We start from the raw sequence: 2150 nt of genomic DNA on the forward strand, positions 1-2150 counted from the left end.
ATCAATCGGAATGAATTGATGGTAAATGGGTTGATCAATCTCGCCCCACCTCTGTTTGCCATCAATTTTTTCCCGGTTGTTGAATTGAGCCTGCTCATCGCGAGATAACAGACAGACCACTTTTTTGTCTTGTGTTTAACAATCGCATCTTATCAGTGTTCTGTACGCAAATTCGAGTGCAGGAATTGGATTCATCGGGAACTCCGTTGGGGTCAGATGAGCGGGAAGTTTATGTAAACTCCCCTCAACGACCGATGGCTACTACTGACCGCTTGCAGCTTTTTGATGAGGTTTTTGGTATTGAGATTGAATACGTTCGAGTACACCGTTGTTAATTGCATCTCTAGCTGAACGAATGGCGTTACAAATCGTTGGCGCCTTTGACGAACCGTGACCGATGATGCAAACTCCTGCCACCCCGAGTAGTAGTCCACCCCCATGTTCGACATGATCAACCCGTTGTTTAAATCGTTTCAAACTGGGTTTAAGCATTGCTGCTCCAATTTGAGCGCGTAAGCCCGTTGAGAGTTCGTCTTTGAGTAGATGTAATACAATTTCACCGACCCCTTCGGCAAACTTCAACAGAACATTACCCACAAAGCCATCACAAACAATCACATCATACTGACCGGATAACACATCCCGACCTTCTGCATTGCCTGCAAAATTAATTTGCGTGTTTTCTTGCAGCATTTGGTAAGTCCGAACCGCGAGATCATTGCCCTTGCTGGCTTCCTCACCGATATTGAGCAAACCAATCCTCGGTTGATCAACCCCTAAGACGTACTGGCTATAAATTGACCCCATCACCGCAAATTGTTCTAGAAATTTGGGACGACAGTCTACATTAGCGCCCACATCGAGAACCAATACCGGAGAAGTGGGGTCTAAAGTCGGCAGAACTGCTCCAATTGCGGGCCGATCAATTCCCCGTAGCCGACCCACCCGCAGTAACGCTGCTGCCATTGCTGCCCCAGAGTGACCTGCCGAAACAACGGCATCTGCTCTTTTTTCTTTGAGCAAATTCATTGCTACATTAATGGAAGCTTTGGGCTTACGTTTGAGGGCGCCTAGCGGCTCTTCGTGCATTTCAATCATTCCTTCGGAGGGAACGATTTCAGGTGGAGGTGAAACAGTTGGGTGATGCTTTAGACAAGCTTCGAGTTGCTGTTGATCTCCGACGAGCAACACTTCAACACCCAATTTTTCCTGTGCCATTAACGCTCCTGCTACAACTTCTGCGGGAGCAAAATCCCCACCCATAGCGTCAATTGCAATCCGTGTGCGAGTTGAACCCATTGACCAATCTCAGAGAAACCTTAAAAATTTTACCAAACAGTTATCGCCCTTTATCAGTGATCCGTTTTTACAGTGATCACTTCACAGTAAACAGTAACCCGTTGTTTGAGTTAACAGTTCTCAGTTCTTTTGCCTGTAACCTTTACCCTGTACCCTGTTAACTTGCCACTGAAGATCTGAAAAAAGAGGAATTAAGAATGTTAGATGTTTTTAGCTCGGGAGTCCTATTAGCATGGTTAGAGATGGCAGGTGTAGACCCAATTGAGTTGAATGCTGCCACTCGTCAAGTTTGGCAAGGTGGACTCTCTAAGTTAATCTTACTCGATCAACCTGACCCCATTGCCAGCGATCTGGTTCAACAATACCTTGACCGACTAGCTGCACGGGGATTATCGGATCAGGTACAAGGGGTCTGGATTCAAGCCGGCCCGATTTCTTTAGCGAATAATGTCGGGACAACACCCCTTCCGGCGGCTTCTCTAACGAAGGTGGCGACAACGCTTGCTGCTTTACAACAATGGACACCGGATTACCAATTTGAAACCTTGATCGCTACTTCTGGCCCGGTGGAAAATGGGGTGGTTCAGGGTGATTTAATTGTTGTGGGTAGCGGCGATCCGTTTTTTGTCTGGGAAGAAGGCTTTGCGTTGGGAAATACCCTCAACCAAATGGGGATTACTCAGGTGAGGGGAAATTTAATTATATCGGGGAATTTCTCGATGAATTATGAGTCGAATCCGATTAAAGCAGGGGAGTTTCTCAAACAGGCTTTAGATTCGAGATTGTGGCCTGCTGAAGCTGCCGCTCAATATGATCAACGAATGCCCCCCGGAACCGCTAGGCCGATTGTG

Annotated in this window: 2 protein-coding genes; one reads left to right on the plus strand and one right to left on the minus strand. The window is 46.9% G+C overall.

Annotation, left to right across the window (positions count from 1 at the left end):
- Positions 1-261: 261 nt before the first annotated feature.
- On the minus strand, positions 262-1299 hold the full coding sequence (gene plsX, locus M595_RS27105; protein ID WP_023069798.1) for a phosphate acyltransferase PlsX: 1038 nt from the start codon (positions 1297-1299) through the stop codon (positions 262-264).
- A 197-nt stretch (positions 1300-1496) separates the two neighbouring features.
- On the opposite strand from plsX, the gene M595_RS27110 reads away from it, so the two are divergent.
- Positions 1497-2150, plus strand: a 654-nt coding sequence (locus M595_RS27110) for a D-alanyl-D-alanine carboxypeptidase (RefSeq protein WP_023069799.1), incomplete at its 3' end; no start/stop codon positions are given.

This window comes from Lyngbya aestuarii BL J (assembly GCF_000478195.2).
Lineage (GTDB): Bacteria > Cyanobacteriota > Cyanobacteriia > Cyanobacteriales > Microcoleaceae > Capilliphycus > Capilliphycus aestuarii.